At 48.1% G+C, this 15,974-nt stretch carries 12 protein-coding genes and 2 pseudogenes; 10 read left to right on the top strand and 4 right to left on the bottom strand.

Annotation, left to right across the window (positions count from 1 at the left end):
• Positions 1–94 precede the first annotated feature (94 nt).
• Both VSQ32_14020 and ptsP read left to right on the top strand, forming a co-directional pair.
• The gene (locus VSQ32_14020; protein ID MEH2943946.1) at positions 95–352 is read left to right on the top strand and encodes an HPr family phosphocarrier protein; all 258 of its coding nucleotides are present in this window, start codon (positions 95–97) and stop codon (positions 350–352) included.
• A gap of 18 nt (positions 353–370) precedes the next feature.
• Positions 371–1,996 (top strand): phosphoenolpyruvate--protein phosphotransferase, encoded by a 1,626-nt coding sequence (ptsP, locus tag VSQ32_14015; protein ID MEH2943945.1) that lies wholly within the window; start codon positions 371–373, stop codon positions 1,994–1,996.
• A 56-nt stretch (positions 1,997–2,052) separates the two neighbouring features.
• Here ptsP and asnA read toward each other — a convergent pair whose 3' ends face one another.
• Positions 2,053–3,063, bottom strand: coding sequence for an aspartate--ammonia ligase (asnA, locus tag VSQ32_14010; protein MEH2943944.1), 1,011 nt, complete (start codon positions 3,061–3,063; stop codon positions 2,053–2,055).
• Between the two features lie 310 nt (positions 3,064–3,373).
• Here asnA and VSQ32_14005 point away from each other — a divergent pair, with 310 nt between their 5' ends.
• From VSQ32_14005 to VSQ32_13985, 5 genes and pseudogenes are all read left to right on the top strand, one after another.
• Entirely contained in the window at positions 3,374–3,736 is a 363-nt protein-coding gene (locus VSQ32_14005; protein MEH2943943.1) for a hypothetical protein, read from the top strand.
• A gap of 143 nt (positions 3,737–3,879) precedes the next feature.
• Entirely contained in the window at positions 3,880–4,062 is a 183-nt protein-coding gene (locus tag VSQ32_14000; protein MEH2943942.1) for a hypothetical protein, read from the top strand.
• 156 nt (positions 4,063–4,218) lie between these two features.
• On the top strand, positions 4,219–4,902 hold the full coding sequence (locus tag VSQ32_13995) for an MgtC/SapB family protein (GenBank protein MEH2943941.1): 684 nt from the start codon (positions 4,219–4,221) through the stop codon (positions 4,900–4,902).
• Positions 4,903–4,928: 26 nt separating this feature from the next.
• Positions 4,929–5,750 carry an ATP-dependent sacrificial sulfur transferase LarE gene (gene larE / locus VSQ32_13990; GenBank protein ID MEH2943940.1) on the top strand — a complete coding sequence of 274 codons (822 nt, stop codon included), beginning with the start codon at positions 4,929–4,931 and terminating at the stop codon, positions 5,748–5,750.
• Between the two features lie 222 nt (positions 5,751–5,972).
• Positions 5,973–6,347, top strand: a pseudogene (locus tag VSQ32_13985) (PTS transporter subunit EIIC).
• 48 nt (positions 6,348–6,395) lie between these two features.
• Here VSQ32_13985 and VSQ32_13980 read toward each other — a convergent pair.
• The 3 genes and pseudogenes from VSQ32_13980 to VSQ32_13970 form a co-directional block, all read right to left on the bottom strand.
• A pseudogene (locus tag VSQ32_13980) lies at positions 6,396–6,662 on the bottom strand (response regulator).
• Positions 6,659–8,446 carry an ATP-binding protein gene (locus tag VSQ32_13975; GenBank protein ID MEH2943939.1) on the bottom strand — a complete coding sequence of 596 codons (1,788 nt, stop codon included), beginning with the start codon at positions 8,444–8,446 and terminating at the stop codon, positions 6,659–6,661. The pseudogene VSQ32_13980 and the gene VSQ32_13975 overlap by 4 nt, the downstream one beginning before the upstream one ends.
• A 44-nt stretch (positions 8,447–8,490) precedes the next feature.
• Entirely contained in the window at positions 8,491–9,411 is a 921-nt protein-coding gene (locus tag VSQ32_13970; GenBank protein ID MEH2943938.1) for a histidine kinase N-terminal 7TM domain-containing protein, read from the bottom strand.
• Between the two features lie 297 nt (positions 9,412–9,708).
• Between VSQ32_13970 and VSQ32_13965 the strand changes: the two genes are divergently transcribed.
• Genes VSQ32_13965 through VSQ32_13955 form a run of 3 tightly spaced genes read left to right on the top strand, consistent with a single transcriptional unit; the run spans position 9,709 to position 15,969 of the window.
• Positions 9,709–11,451, top strand: a complete 1,743-nt coding sequence (locus tag VSQ32_13965; GenBank protein ID MEH2943937.1) for a phosphoadenosine phosphosulfate reductase family protein — start codon at positions 9,709–9,711, stop codon at positions 11,449–11,451.
• Between the two features lie 11 nt (positions 11,452–11,462).
• Entirely contained in the window at positions 11,463–12,362 is a 900-nt protein-coding gene (locus tag VSQ32_13960; GenBank protein ID MEH2943936.1) for a DUF4007 family protein, read from the top strand.
• A gap of 31 nt (positions 12,363–12,393) precedes the next feature.
• Complete coding sequence (locus VSQ32_13955; GenBank protein MEH2943935.1) at positions 12,394–15,969, top strand: hypothetical protein; 3,576 nt, start codon at positions 12,394–12,396, stop codon at positions 15,967–15,969.
• Positions 15,970–15,974 lie beyond the last annotated feature (5 nt).

Here is a 15,974-nt window from a genome sequence, read left to right as displayed (position 1 = left end):
AGAAGCCAGACTGAAATAAAACACAATTCGGGCGCCGGACACAGCCGGCGCCGGGATTCAAATAAAAACCAAATCAGAAAAGGAGAATAAGAATATGAAAACATTTGAGTACACCATCACAGATCCCGAAGGAATCCACGCAAGACCGGCAGGACTCTTTGTCAAAGAAGCAGGAAAATTTGCCAGCAAAATTACCATTGCCAAAGACGGCAAAGAAGTGGACGCAAAGCGGATTTTCGGCATTATGAGCCTTGGGGTGAAAAAAGATAACGTGGTAACTGTGAAAATCGAAGGAGAGGACGAGGAGACAGCCTGCAGCACTCTGGAAGCATTTTTTAAAGAAAATCTGTAAACAGTAAGGGGTGGCAAAATGATAACATTCAGTGGAAGCAGCGTATTTGGCGGTGTAGCTGCAGGCAGGCTTTTTATTTTCCGGAAAAATGAAAACCAGGTGGAACGACGTCATATTGAAGATGCAGAGCAGGAAATCGCCCGGTTTGAGCAGGGGAAGGAGCTGGCTTTGAAGCAGCTCCAGGAATTATATGAGAAAGCACTGAAAGATGTGGGGGAAGCCAATGCCATGATTTTTGAGGTGCACCAGATGATGCTGGAGGATTTGGATTATCTGGATTCCATTCACTATATGATAAAAGAGCAACAGATCAATGCGGAGTTCGCAGTCGCCCAGACCAGCGATAATTTTGCGGAAATGTTTGCGGCCATGGACGACGCCTATATGCAGGGACGGGCTGCGGATGTGCGGGATATTTCCGAGCGGCTGATTGCCATTCTCAGCGATACCCAGAATAATACATATGCTTTTGAAGAGCCGGTGATAATTGCGGCGGAGGATCTGGCTCCCAGTGAGACCGTGCAGTTTGAGAAAGATAAACTTCTTGCCATTGTGACCCGGCAGGGTTCGGCCAATTCCCATACAGCCATCCTTGCCAGAACCATGGACATTCCGGCGGTGATTCAGGCCAACATTGTTCTGGAGCCGGAATACCATGGGGCATATGTGATTGTGGACGGTTTTACCGGAGAGATTTATCTGGACCCTGACGAAGAAACCAGGAAGAAGATGGAAGTGAAAATGGCGGAGTGCAGGGCGGAGAAAGAGCTGCTGCAGGAACTGAAAGGCAAAGAGGATGTGACACTGGACGGTAAGGAACTGAAACTTTACGCCAATATCGGCAATCCTTCTGACGTAGCCAATGTGCTGCGGAACGACGCCAGGGGAATCGGCCTGTTCCGAAGTGAATTTCTGTATCTGGAAAGCAGTGATTTTCCCACGGAGGAAGAACAGTTTAAGGCTTACCGGGCCGTGGCGGAAAATATGGCGGGAAAGAAAGTGATTATCCGTACGCTGGATATCGGAGCAGACAAAACCGTGGATTATTTTAACCTGGAGAAAGAGGAGAATCCGGCTATGGGATACCGGGCCATCCGGATTTGCCTGAAGCAGCCGGAAATTTTCAAAACCCAGCTCAGAGCCCTTTACCGGGCGTCCAGCTATGGCCAGATTGCCATTATGTTCCCCATGATTACTTCTGTGGAGGAAGTAAGGAAAATTAAAGAAATTGTGGAGGAGGTAAAGCAGGAGCTCACAGAACTTTCCGTTCCATTTAAAGAAGTGGAGCTTGGTATTATGATTGAGACGCCGGCAGCGGTGATGGTCAGTGATGAACTGGCAAAAGAAGTGGACTTTTTCAGTATCGGAACCAACGATCTGACCCAGTATACCCTTGCGGTGGACCGGCAGAATGCAAAACTGGGAGACTTCTACAATCCTCATCACAGAGCGATTCTTAACATGATTGAGATGGTGGTGAAAAATGCCCATGCAGCAGGTATCTGGGCCGGTATCTGTGGAGAACTGGGGGCTGATTTAAGCCTGACGGAGACATTTCTCAAAATGGGTGTGGATGAACTGTCGGTGTCCCCGGCCATGGTACTGCGGGTAAGGAAAATTGTACGGGAAACCCGTACGGAGTGATAAAAAAAGACTGCTGCAGAATCTGATTTTTGCAGCAGTCTTTCTTTTGTCATTTTCTATAACAGAGGAATACCGTGTTTTTCGGTTTCCTGAATTACCTCTTCCTTCCAGAGGGAGGACTGTACCTCGCCGATATGGGCTTTCCGCAGGAAAAACATACAGATACGGGACTGGCCGATGCCGCCGCCGATGGTAAAAGGAAGTTCTTCCTGGAGGATTGATTTCTGGAAAGGCAGTCCGGCCCGTTCCGGACAGCCTGCTTTTTCCAGCTGTTCCAGAAGCGCCTGGCGGTCTACCCGGATTCCCATGGAGGAAAGTTCCAGTGCAATGTCCAGAACCGGATAATATACCACAATGTCGGCATTCAGCGCCCAGTCATCATAGTCCGGCGCCCTGCCGTCGTGGGGTTCTCCGGAAGCCAGCCTGTCGCCAATCTGCATAATGCATACAGCCCCTTTTTCTCTTGCAATCAGCAGTTCCCGTTCTTTCGGACTGCATTCCGGGAACCGGTCTTCCAGTTCCTGAGTAGTGAGAAAGAAAATGTCCTGAGGAAGGATTTCCTCTATGTAATCATAGCGGATGGCCATGTATTTTTCCGTTTTCCGAAGGACTTTGTATACATTTCGGACGGTTTCTTTTAAATATTCCATATTCCGGTCTTCTCTGGAAATGATTTTTTCCCAGTCCCACTGATCTACGAAAATAGAATGGATATTGTCCGTTTCCTCGTCCCGCCGAATGGCGTTCATATCGGTGTAAAGCCCCTCTCCCATGGAAAAACCGTATTTTTTCAGGGCATAACGCTTCCATTTTGCAAGAGAATGCACAATTTCAGCAGGCTTTTCATTCTGCTCTTTAATACCGAAAGTCACCGGGCGTTCCACACCGTTCAGATTGTCGTTCAGACCGGAATCCGGGTCCACAAACAACGGGGCGGAAACACGCTGCAGATTCAGACGTTCCGACAGCAGATTCTGGAAGAAATCCTTCACCGTCTTGATGGCAACCTGGGTATCGTGCAAATCAAGCTGAGGCTGGTAATTGTCAGGTATAATCAAATGTTTCATAACTGTCTCCTTATATGAAGTTCTTTTCAGATCCGAGTATTATTATATGCCTGCAAAAGGATTTTTTCAACAAGGTTGTGGAAGATTTACCATACTTATTTGTGAAGAGTTGGCTGCCCAATACAAAAATCAACAGAACCGGGACACGATCAGGGTATGTTTCTTTCCTTTGCAGAGTTAAGAATTGGTTATAATTTTGTCGGGGAACTGTAAGTCGTTTCCGTATTTCCCATTTCCTGAAAATTTGTTTTTAGTGGCATTTTGCAGGAAAATATGATAAAATTTAATAGAAGAAGGAGATATATACAAGATGGAAGTTGATATCGTAATTGATAAAATTACGGACTGTCTGATAGATACCCGAACGGGCAGGGAAGTGGAAACAGAATACCGAATGCGTGAAGTACCAATCAGACCGAAGGATTATAAAAGGTGGAAATTTAACTGGAGTACTACAGAGAAAAACGGGTATAGTATATATGAGCTGTTTGTAAAAAATGATGATACGGTTCAGGGCAGGATTTCTTTGAAAATTGATGGTGGTGTAGCTGATGTGGAGATTGTTAAAACAGCACCGTATAATTACAGTCATAAAGGCATTTGTGCAGGCGTTGGTGCACATTTATTTGCCATAGCCTGTCAGGTAAGCCTTGATGCAGGGTGGACGGGGTAGTGGCGTTTTACATCTAAGAGCGATTTGGTGGGATATTATATGGAAAAATTAAACGCAGTGGAGATTATGCCAGGAAGAATGGTTATTTTTGAAAATGCTGCACAGATATTGTTAGATAAATATATGAGAAAGTAGGTGGTGGTATGTTGGCAATGGAACGAAAGCTGGTAGATTTTACACATGATATTTCTTATTATGCAAAAGACAGCAGGCTAACGGGAGAACCGGACGGTAAGCGCTATAAATGGAAAGAGATGATCGAAAAGTTCAAGCTGTTGGGCAGACCTCTTGCAGACGAAGAAGCAGAGGAATTTAGAATAAGATAATTAAAAACATCAATCAGGGAGCAGAGATTCGAGAGAGTCCCTGCTTTTTGTACGCAAAATGAAACTTATCACCTGACAATGTTGCACAGATTTGCTGAAAACCGGAAAAAGGTGTGATATAATTTGCCTTGAGAAGGAAGGAGGGCCATTATAGTGTTGATGGATTTCGTACAGCAGATGGAATGGATGGCGAGAATTTTACTGGCAGGCTTCTGCGGAGGCCTGATTGGTTATGAGCGGGAAAGCCGGAAGAAAACAGCGGGTCTCCGCACCCATGTGATTGTGGCCGTTTCCTCAGCATTGATGATTGTGCTGTCCAAATACGGATTCCAGGACGTGGTAGGGCAGTATGTGCGGGTGGACCCGGCCAGGATTGCGGCGGGGGCAGTGGCTGCCATTGGATTTCTGGGCTCCGGGGTTATCTTTTCCCGTAATAAAAATGTGAGCGGAATCACCACATCGGCCGGAATATGGGCTACGGTAGGCGTGGGAATGGCAGTGGGAGCCGGTCTGTATGTAATCGGAATCTGTACTACGGTCATTGTGGTTCTGGTGGAAATTTTTCTGGGACGCCAGGGCAAACTGTCCCATATTATAAAAGATGTGTACGAGGTGGAAGTGGAGTATATCTTTACTACGGATGCCGGGAGCCGGATTGGCGGAGAGATAAAAAGAGAGCTGGAAGAGGTGTACAAATGCCGGATTTTAAAGTTCCGCACCAGGAAGAAAGGGAACCGCATCCGGCTGGAAATGCTGGTACGGACGTCTCATGGGAAAGAACTGTTCCACCTTACGGAATTTGCGGAAAAATATCCGGAAATCAAAAGAATTGAAATATAGGATCAGGTGAAAATATGGCGCAGATTATGACAGAAAATTCAACAGAAGCAGCAAAGATAAAACTGGAACATTTAAAACAGAATCTCAGAGAGCCGGGAAGGGTGGCAATCGCTTTTTCCGGCGGCGTGGACTCCACTTTTCTGCTGAAAACAGCTCAGGAAGTTCCCGGAGTGCAGGTACTTGCAGTTACGGCCAGGTCTGCTTCCTTTCCCGGACGGGAGCTGGAAGAAGCCAGGGAATTTTGCCGGAAAGAGGGAATCCGCCAGATTGTGTTTGCATTCCGGGAACTGGAAATTGAAGGATTCCGGCAGAATCCGCCCAACCGCTGCTATTTTTGCAAAAAGGCATTTCTGGAACAGGTCAGGGAGATTGCCGCAGAACAGGGGATGGCTTATGTGGCGGAAGGCTCCAATGTGGACGACGAAGGGGACTACAGACCCGGTATGCAGGCAGTGGCAGAACTTGGAATCAGAAGCCCTCTGCGGGAAGCCGGACTGACCAAACAGGAAATCCGTCTGCTTTCCAGAGAGATGGGGCTGGATACCTGGGAGAAACCTTCCTTTGCCTGTCTGGCTTCCCGGTTTCCTTACGGGGAAGTTATCACAGAAGAAAAACTTGCCATGGTGGAGCAGGCGGAACAGCTTCTGATGGAGCTGGGCTTTGCCCAGTTCCGGGTACGGATACATGGAACCATGGCCAGAATCGAAGTGCTGCCGGAAGATTTTGAAAAACTGTTTCCGGAAGAAATCAGGAGAAGAATTATCGGGCAGTTCCGGGAATACGGATTTACTTATGTGTCTGTGGACATGGAGGGCTACCGTACCGGAAGCATGAACGAAATCCTGTAAAAAAACTTTACAAATGAAGATGTCAATGGTAATTTAGTACATATGATATAGTATGTTACTTATGAAAGATAAGGCATTAACTATGCATAAATATTTTGGATGTTTATGTGTGTTAGTGCCTTTTTTTCTTCTATAAGGACCAGGGTGTCAGAAGCACCTGAATTTTATTAAGGCCCTCATGCACATACTCCGGATATTTAAATATAAAAAAGGAGAAGAGATATGAAAGACAAAATTTTTGGTGTGTTGCAGTATGTGGGAAGATCCTTCATGCTCCCGATTGCGATTCTCCCGGTAGCAGGACTTTTGCTGGGAATCGGCGGTTCCTTTTCCAACGAGACCATGCTGGAGACCTATGGCCTTCTGGACGTGATGGGGCCGGGAACCGTATTTAACGGTATTTTCAAAATCATGAGCGAAGCGGGCGATATCGTCTTTGCCAATCTGCCCATTATTTTTGCCATGGGCGTTGCCATCGGTATGGCCAGAAAGGAAAAAGATGTGGCCGCTTTGTCTGCGGTGGTGGCGTTTTTTATTATGCACGCCTCTATCGGAGCGCTGATTAACATCAACGGCGGGCCGGAAAATATGCTGGATTCCCAGTCTGGCGCTGGACAGGACAAAATCCTTATCCTCCACGCCGGTAAGCATGATTACCGGTATGTCCGCCATATCATCCATCCCACGTATTTCCTGCAAGGTTTCAATACCGTTCTTTTGCTCCATCTGAATGTCCGGCAGAATCAGGTCCGGCTTCTCCAGTTCCAGATACTTCAGAGCACGTATTCCTGAATTGACAGTGATTACGTCATAATCATTTTGCAGGGTATTTGAAATTCCTGTTAAGACAATAGCATTATCGTCTACCGCTAAAATGCGCTTTTTGGAATCGCTGCATTCTGTTTGACTCATTTGACTTCCTCCTCTTTTTTGAGTATGCTCAGAAGCTGACTCAGCAAATCTTCCGCGTTGTCATCTTCATATAATCTCAGTTGATCCCGTATCTGCAAAAGACGTTTTCCGATGTCTTCCGGCAGTTCATGAAGCAGCATTCTGTCCACTCGTTCCGCACATTGCCGGGAACGGAAATGCTTCAGTTCTTCCAGAGCTGCCGCAGTCTGTTCTGTCAGCTCCTGAATGGGCAGACCGGGAAGTTTTTCTGCCCCGTCATTCTCCTGTCTGCGTCCTTCCAGAAACTGTTCGATATTTGCCAGAAGGGTTTCATATTCTGCCATCAGCACTGGAAACTGCTCCGTGATAAATGCCCGGTCTCCCTGTGCGGCGGCATTTTCCTGCGCACGGGCCAGAGCTGAGACGTCCATGGCTCCGATATTGGCAGATGCGCTTTTAAGTCCGTGCAGTTCTATCTGATAGCGTAAAATATCTGAATCCACAAGCTCATGCAGAAGTTCTGTTTTGCGCTTGCCGTCCATGCAATAAAGCTCCAGCAGATCCACAAAGCTGTCTTCGTCGCCGGAATAATATTCCATGGCGGCGTCCATGTCCACTCCGTCAATCTGGAATTCCGACGGGGCCAGAGGTTTGGAAATGAAATCCTGAAAACCGCATTTCAGAAAATGCTCCCGCATACCTTCCATGGCATTGGCGGTCAGTGCAACCATAACAGGCGCGGTTCCGTTTTCCCCGCAGTCTCTGCGGATAATCTCCGCCGCCTCAATGCCGTCCATGCCGGGCATCATATGATCCATAAAGATAATATCATATCGGATATTGCGCACCAGCTCAATGGCTTCCGGTCCGCTTTCTGCTTCTGTCAGATCAAAGGCATAATTTTTCAGAAATCCTCTGGCAACCTTGCGGTTGATGACATTGTCGTCCACAATAAGCACCCGGATACCGGGGGCGGTAAAAGTATCTGTGATTTTCTGTTCTGTCTGCGGAAGTTCCGGCATCTCCGAAATCGGGCGTCTGTCCACGATTTTCTGGGGAACAGTAATTGTAACGGTGATTCCCTTACCATAGGTGCTTTGTAAATCAATGGTGCCTTTCATCAGTTCCACCAGATGTTTTACAATGGCAAGTCCCAGTCCCGTACCCTCTGTACTTCGGTTCCGTCTGAAATCCACCTGACGGAAATCTTCAAATATTTTCTCAAGGTCTTCTTCCCGGATACCGCATCCGGTGTCTTCCACGCAGAAGGTAAGCAGTTCCTTATACTCATTTACACCTGGTTTTCCGGTTATATATACCCGTACGTATCCTTTTTTCGTGAATTTAATGGCATTGTTGAGAATGTTAATCAGAATCTGTTTGCTTCTTCCGTCGTCACCGTTGTAGTGGCATGGAATCGTCTGGTCGCATTCATATTTGAGGATAATTCCCCGTTGGGAAGCCGCCATATCCATAATTCCCACAATCTCGTTTGCGATAACTTTTATGTAGTAATCTTCGTACACCAGTTCCGTTTTACCGGCTTCCACTTTGGACAGGTCCAGAATGTCATTGGTAATTGCCAGCAGATTTTTTGCCGCAGACTGCACGTCTTTGGCATGGGCATAGATTTCCGTGTCTCCGCATTCTTCCATGATAATATCATTCAGACCGATAATGGCGTTCATGGGAGTGCGTATCTCGTGGGACATATTGGCAAGAAATTCACTTTTTACAATGCTGGCTTTTTCTGCCTGCTGGCGTACGCGTTTGATTTCATTGATATAGGCTTTTGTATCAGTCATATCCAGAATTAAAATAGTACAGCCCTGTATCCTGCCGTTTTCATCTACAATATGTCTGCTGTGGCTTTCATAATGCCGCTCATGGATGGAAAAGCTTTTTCATCGAGCATTTCCTCCTGAAAATCTTTCACCACCCGGATGTTTTCTCCCAGTTTATGAGCAGGCAGACGGGTGAAAATTTCTGCCGCTGCTTTGTTATAGCTCACCAGCCGGTCATGGTCGTCCAGCGTAATTACGCCGTCGCCCAGACTTTCCAGAACTTTTGCCGCCGCCAGATGGCGGAAATCATAATTACGCCGGCTCCAGACCACGATGACTACCAGAGACATGGAAATGGTCAGTGTTACCGGTGTGAAATCGAATATTTTCACCAGTTTACAGATATAGGCTATCAGCACAATAACAGGGAGGGTGGAAATTCCAAGAATTGTCCAGTACTGCCGGTTGACCTGCCGATCGGACCGTCCGCGGATGGCGCTCAGTAATGTGAAGATACAAAGCGCATGGGGAATGATAATACGGCTGAACAGAAAAAACACATACAGCGGGCCGTAGGTAATACTGACATAATGAAATCCATCCGTATCTGCCAGCCACCGGACGTCCTGATAGAAAAGGCCGTTCCAGTTAAAAAAGACCGTGGGCAGAATAAAGAAACTGATTACGCTGAGAACATTTAAAAGTGTCTTCGGCGGAGTGATATAACAGTAAATATAGATAAACCAGCAATAACAAAGAGGAACAAAGGCAGAACCCAGATTTTCCACAGTTACTGCCGTCATGGCAGCTTCCACCGTAGGCGCGGTCAGCTCCAGCAGATAGCCCGCGTTCTGTACCAGTGAACCGCACAAAATAAAGATTAACAGTTTTTGTTCTCTTGCGCCATCTCCGTTCAGGAGAAGCAGCAGCGCTATTATAGTCAGGCAAATGCCAAAACATTCCACAAAAATAACAAAATTTACCATGTGATGTTTACGTCCTCCTGCCGGTGGCAAACCCGGAACGGATATCCGGCGGATGCCCCGGAATATTTTACCCCAAACATACAATATTACAATTTTGTCCCGGTGCCAAGAAATAGCGTATAACGGTTCCTTAAAATAAGTAATAACCGAAATTACAGCCCTGGCAGCGTGCTTTCCGGTTCCCTGTTCAGCAGAAACAAATTCTTTTGTAAAAGGAAAAATACCTGTTGAAATTCTCTTTAAAAGAGAATAAAATAAATGCTATATACAGGATGGAAAGAATGATGAGGAAGACATATGATTACATATACATGCAGAAACAGGAATCAGGAAACGGGTGAACCCCTGCCCTGCACCAATGCCGAATGCGAGACCAGCGTCTGCCCTTCCTGCGGCGGCAGGGCGGAAGCGGTGTCGGAGATTTACTGGTGCGACTCCTGCCGGATTCCCCTTTACGAAAGCCGGTGCAGTCTGTGCGGCCGGGAAGGAAGGCGTCTGACTACGGATATCCGCCCGGTGTTTCCGGAGGAACGTCTTCTGGTGGAAATTATTTTGGGGAAGCCTTTTGCATACCTGGAAGGGTCTGTGTGGAATGGGGCCGGGAACCATTATTTTGTAAACGGACATAAGATTCCTTTTTCAGTGGGCGGTCTGAAAGACAGGGACTGCCGCGCCATCCGGAGTCAGTACGAGGAATTAAAGCATCGGAATTCGGAAGAGTATTTTGAGACATACCGGCAGCGTTTTGTGAGGGCAAACCGTTCCAGATATGAGAAGATTCTGGAAGAGGCAGGTTCCTATATCCGGGAAAAGGCCGGGAACACACCCATATTGGACATGTTTGTATCTTTCAGCGGCGGTAAGGATTCCACGGTTACCTCCGATCTGGTTATCCGGGCCCTGGGACGTCCGGAACTCATGCACATTTTCGGAGACACCACGCTGGAATTTCCTTTTACGTATGAATATGTAAAACGGTTCCGGAAAGCGCATCCCAGAACACCCATGGTTTCCGCCCGGAATAAGGAAAAAGATTTTGAGACCCTCTGCAGGCTCACAGGGCCGCCCAGTCGGGTCATGCGCTGGTGCTGCACCGTGTTTAAAACAGGTGTGATTCAGAAGAAAATCCGGGCTTTGTTCCGGGAAAAAAATCAGATTCTTACTTTTTACGGAATCCGGCGCAGTGAGTCGACCAGCAGAAGCAAATATGACAGGGAATCGGACAGTCCCAAAATTACCAAACAGAGAATTATTTCTCCGGTCATTGACTGGATGGATTTTGATATCTGGCTGTATCTTTTTACCAGAGAGCTTGATGTTAATGAGGCGTACCGGCTGGGGTATTCCAGAGTAGGCTGCTGGTGCTGTCCCAACAACAGCGAATGGTCGGAATTTCTTTCCTCCGTGCATATGCCAAAGCAGTCGGAACGGTTTTACAGGCTGCTGGTGGAATTTGCGGAAAGTATCGGCAAAGAAGATGCGCAGGATTATGTGCGGGAGGGAGGCTGGAAAGCCAGACAGGGCGGGAACGGTGTGGCTTACGCAGAAAAATCGGTGGTGTCTTTCCGGCCCTGTGCCACGGAAGAAAATACCTTTTATTATGATTTGCAGCGTCCTGTTTCCGAGGAACTGTACGAGCTGTTCCGGCCTTTCGGCTATCTGAATTCTGATATGGGCCGCGCCGGAATGGGAGAAGTATATGTGCTGAGCGCAAACGGAGAGGTACTCTTAAAACTGCAGGGACGTCCGGGTTCCCGGAACTTAAAGGTGACGATTCTGAATGTCAGGATTGCAGGAGCCAGAGATTTGAAATCCGCAGAGGAACGTATAAAATGCCAGCTTACCAAGTATCAGATGTGTATGGGCTGCCTGGCCTGCGAGAGTGTGTGCAGATACAACGCTCTTTCGGTCAGAGAGAAAAAGACAGGCGGTACGGAATACCGCATTTCAGACGAAAAGTGCCTGCGGTGCGGCGCATGTGTGAACCATTTTACCGCAGGATGTTACATGAGAAAAGTGCTTTCCATCAGAAGAACATGAGGAGACAGAAAATGAAGCATTCCGTTCGTTTCAAAGGACATGAAAGTTTTATTATAAGAGAAGGATGGCTGAATAAAGGGCTGCGGGAGGTCAAAAGAAATCCCAGAGTCTTTTTTGAAAATTATGGTGCGGATGCTCTGGGCGTAGGGCCCAATATGGCAAAATCCATTCGGTACTGGCTCAAATGCAGCGGACTCTCGGATGAGAGCGTCCGTACGGTGGTCAGGCTTACGGAGCTGGGAGAAATGATTCTGCAGAAAGACCCGTATTTTGAGGAAATGTTTTCTCTGTGGATTGTTCACTGCAATATTGCCAGGAACCGGAGTCAGGCCACTGCCTGGCAGTTGTTTTTCAATGAATTTGGCTATGGGGAATTTACCGGAGAAGAACTGGAGCGGAGAATGATGGAACTGGCAGGAACCGCAGCAGGGGAACAGAAGGTGTCCGCCCGCTCTGTGAAGGACGACTGCGACGCCATTTTGCGTATGTACGGGCGGAAGGCCGCCAGAGGCAGCAACCCGGAGGAGAAGAACGTCAGTCCTTTTGGGGCGCTGGAACTGCTGAAACAGACAGAAGAAGGATATGAGAAAGCCCAGCCCCGGCTGAACAGGCTCCCGGCGGAAATCGTGCTGTATCTTATGGCCGGCCGGGCCAGAGCAGAGAGAGGAATTCATATAGAAGATTTGCTGACGCAGGAAAACGGTCCGGGAAATATACTGAATCTGAAGCGTACCGGCCTGATGGAACTGCTGGAACAGCTGGAATGGGCCGGGAAAATTGTTCTGAACCGCACCGCCGGGCTGGATATGGTATATCTGCCGGGGATGACGACTCCGGGCCAGGTACTGCAGGAGCACTACTACGGGAACTCCGGCAGCAGAAAAGGCAGGCTGCCGGGTCATGGCAGATAAGGGCAATCAGAGGCCGGAGGGGAAAGAAAACATGGAATACTTAAAAAAATATATCAGTATCAACAGCCGGTTTCAGAAATCTGTGAACCTGAGCCTGGATCTGGGAAATGCCCTGCGGATTGGAAGTTACATTCCCACCCGTGCTTCTCTGCAGATTTTGAAGTATTATCTGAACAATATTCTGGAAAATACGGGAGAAAATGCAACCGTTCTGATTGGGCCGTACGGAAAAGGGAAATCCCATCTTCTGTTGCTGCTGCTGGCTTTTCTGCAGGGGGAACAGTCAGGGGTCCTTTCGGTACTGTCACGGACAGAGCAGACGGACAGGGAAGCGGCAGAGATGATACGCCGCATCTATCGGGAGAAAAAACGCTTTCTGCCCGTACTGGTATCAGGAAGGGGAACAGATTTGAACCACTCTTTTCTGTACGGACTAAAGGAAGGGCTGGAGCGGGAGAACCTTAAGGATTTGATTCCCGAAAATAATTACTCGGAAGCACTGAAAACCTTAAAGCTGTGGCGGCGGGAGTATCCGGAAGTTTACCTTCAGTGGGAGGAATTTCTGGCAGACCGGGGAGAGACGTCTGTGAATGTGAGAAAAGGGCTGAACAGAATGGATGAGAGAGCCATGGGTCTGTTCCTGGAGTGTTACCCCCGTCTGACAGCAGGAAGCCGGTTTCTGCCCATGTTCCAGTCAGACGCCATGAGCGTTTACCGGCAGGTGGGAAGAAAGCTGACGGAACAGTATGGCTATGCAGGGATTGTGATGGTTTTTGATGAGTTCAGCAAGTATATGGAAGGCCACGGAACAGAACATTTTGCCAGAGACATGAAGACACTGCAGGATATGTGCGAGCTGGCCAACAGCAGCGGAGAGCAGAACCTGCACCTGATACTTGTGGCTCATAAGAGTATACACGAGTACGAAAAAGGTCTGGACAGACTGATACAGGACACATTCCGCGGCGTGGAGGGACGCCTCCGGGAAGTGAGATTCCATGACTCTGCCAGAACACATTATGAGCTGATTGCAAATACTCTGTGTAAGAAAGAGCCGGAATTTTCAAAGGAATTTTCAGAATATAAGAAAGAAAGCGGATATCAGGAAATTCTGGAACAATCTTATGGTCTGCACTGGTTTTCCTCCATGTTTCCGGAATATGAAGGATACGAACAGGTGATGGGAAAGGGATGTTTTCCTCTGACGCCTGTGTGCGCCGCCATTCTTCTGCACATCAGCGAGCGGGTGGCCCAGAATGAACGCACTGTATTCACTTTTCTGGCCGGACGGGAGCGGGGAAGTTTGCCGGGGCTTCTGGAGGAGTCGGCAGAATACTGTGTGGGAGCAGATGCCGTATATGATTATTTCAGACCTCTGTTTCGGGAGAGCAGCGACCAGCCCAGAATCCATAGCGAATGGCTGAAAGCAGACTATGCTTTAAAGCAGACGCAGGATCCGGCGGAACGGAAGATTATCAAGGCCCTGGGGCTGCTTCGGATGATTCATCAGGAAGAGGAACTTCCGGCAGTGGAAGCTGTCATATGTCCTGCACTGGGAATGAGAAAGGATACCTGTCAGAAGGCCCTGGAATCTTTGAGGCAGCAGGAACTGATCCTGTTTCGGAGCAGTCTGGGCGTCTATGGATTTAAAAATCATACCGGACTGAATATAGACCGGGAGATTGAAGCGGAGATGGCAAAACAGCCGGAAAAATTTCCGGTCTGCAGTTATCTGGATCGTATCTCGGATTTGGAATATGTCCTGCCCAGACAGTATAATCAGGAGCGGAATATGACCCGGTATTTCCGGTACGAATTTTTAGCGGCGGAGGATTTTTTCCGGATGGAAACAGTATCTTATCTGTTTGAGGAAGCGTTTTCAGACGGGAAAATACTGGCTCTGGTCAGTGAAGAAGAAATGAATTGGGAGAAGGTCAGAGAGAAGACGGAGAGCCTTCAGGATGACAGAATTGTGGTGCTGGTGCCGGAACATGGGTTTGATATGGTAAAGCACATACGGAAACTGGCAGCAGTTTACAGTCTGAAACAGCGGGCCGCATCTGCAGAAGAACATAAGGTGCTGCTGCGGGAACTGGAGCTGTATGAGGAAGATATTGTGTTTGAAATCAATGCTTCCCTGGAACGGAATTTTGTGCCGGGGTACGGAAAGTGCGGCGTAGCCCGGAAAGGGGAGCCGGTACGCACTTTTGCAAGGGAGATGGATTTTAACCGGATGCTGAGTGAAATCTGTGAGCAGTATTACGCTTTTTCTCCTGTTGTCAATCATGAACTGTTGAATATCCAACATGTGTCCGGCCAGTATCTGCGGGCCAGAAATAAAGTGGTAAATGCTCTGCTGCGGGAACAGGCAGAAATATTCCGGCAGGGGACTGCTCCGGAACATATGGTGTACCGGGCTGCTTTTGTGAGAACGGGAATTCTGGATACTCATTATGAGAAAGATACGGGCTGCGGCAGGATTCTGGATGAAATCGACGGATTTCTGGTACGGTGTATTGGCCGGCGCAGAACCTTTCAGGAACTGTATCAGAGGCTTCAGGGCAGGGATTATGGGGTACGCAAAGGGATTTTGCCTCTGTTTCTGGCACAGCGCCTGGGGATGGCAGAGGGGATTCCGGTCATCTATCTGCAGAAAAAAGAACTGGAAGTCAATGAGGAAGTGTTAAACAGCGTCAATGATTTTCCCCAGGATTATGAATTATACCTGGAGCCGGAAAGCGGGAAAAAGGAGCGGTATTTAAGAACACTGGAAGGAGCATGGCCGGAAGAAGGTCCCTCGTCCAGCCGGCAGAACCGCTGGATTCAGCTTATGGAACACATGCAGAAATGGTACCGTTCCCTGCCAAAATATGCAAGAGTAGCCAGGATATTTCCGGAAGAGGAACAGAAGAAGGCAGAACGTTTCCGGAGCCTGCTGAAACGAAGCGACTTAAATTCCAGAGAATTTCTGTTTGAGCGGATTCCGGAACTTATGACGGGAACAGGTCAGGAGCCGGATTTACAGAAAGCGGCCGAACAGGTCCTTGCGGTCAGAAACCGGATGGAGCAGGCATTTTCCCGCCTGCAGTCCTGCGTGGCTGAGGATGTACGCAGCATATTCGGGGGAAAAGAACAGGAAAGCCTGAAAGGCTGCCTGCTGTCCTGGTATGGGAAACAGGGAGCCGGGGAACCGGAATACATTCTGAATAAAGACGCCCACAGTTTTCTGGAATACCTGAAAAATCTGAACACCAATGATGAACTGGAAATGATATCCTGCCTTTCCAGGCTGCTGCTGGATTTGTCCATGGAGGACTGGAACGATGATACGCCGGAAGTGTTTCTGGAAATAATGCGGAGGGTAAAACAGGAAGTGGAACAGACGGCGGAGCGCAGGGGAGAGCAGGGAACAAAGACCATTATACTGATGGACGAGCGGGGGCAGCGTATAAAGCGCAGTTACCAGGCGGAAATTTCCGATACGACCAGCAATTTTCTGAAAAATATGATTGACGAAGCCATGGAGGATTTTGAAGATACCCTGGAGACCAGTCAGAAAGTGGCGGTGCTGGCGGAAGTGCTGCAGGAGCTGATGAAAAGGCAGTAGCAAAA

The organism is Lachnospiraceae bacterium JLR.KK002 (assembly GCA_036941025.1).
In the GTDB taxonomy this organism is placed as follows: Bacteria; Bacillota; Clostridia; order Lachnospirales; family Lachnospiraceae; genus Petralouisia.
The sequence above is the reverse complement of the archived record's forward strand: the minus strand, read 5'-3'. Positions and strand labels throughout refer to the sequence as shown.